Genomic DNA, 507 nt, shown 5'->3' with positions numbered 1-507 from the left:
AATCACCGATACGCGAGCGAACGTGAAGCGACTGCTGCTGCAAAACGTCTGCGACCTGAGCAACAACATGAATGGTCTTCGGTTTCCGTGTTTCGTAAAGTCTGGAAACGCGGAAGTCAGCGCCCTGCACCATTATGTTCCGGATCTGCATCGCAGGATGCTGCTGGCTACCCTGTGGAACACCTACATCTGTATTAACGAAGCGCTGGCATTGACCCTGAGTGATTTTTCTCTGGTCCCGCCGCATCCATACCGCCAGTTGTTTACCCTCACAACGTTCCAGTAACCGGGCATGTTCATCATCAGTAACCCGTATCGTGAGCATCCTCTCTCGTTTCATCGGTATCATTACCCCCATGAACAGAAATCCCCCTTACACGGAGGCATCAGTGACCAAACAGGAAAAAACCGCCCTTAACATGGCCCGCTTTATCAGAAGCCAGACATTAACGCTTCTGGAGAAACTCAACGAGCTGGACGCGGATGAACAGGCAGACATCTGTGAAT

General features: G+C 51.3%; 2 protein-coding genes. One reads left to right on the top strand and one right to left on the bottom strand.

Going from position 1 to position 507, the window contains the following annotated elements:
• Nucleotides 1-325, bottom strand: a 325-nt coding sequence (locus I5G_RS27125) for a hypothetical protein (RefSeq protein ID WP_349267306.1), incomplete at its 3' end; no start/stop codon positions are given.
• Between the two features lie 64 nt (nucleotides 326-389).
• Between I5G_RS27125 and I5G_RS24380 the strand changes: the two genes are divergently transcribed.
• Nucleotides 390-507: Rop family plasmid primer RNA-binding protein (locus I5G_RS24380; RefSeq protein ID WP_009590107.1), on the top strand; the 118-nt coding region annotated here is incomplete at its 3' end.

This window comes from Microbacterium sp. B19, assembly GCF_000333395.1.
Classification (GTDB): Bacteria; Actinomycetota; Actinomycetes; order Actinomycetales; family Microbacteriaceae; genus Microbacterium.
Note: the sequence above shows the minus strand (reverse complement) of the source record. Positions and strands in the feature narration are given on the sequence as shown.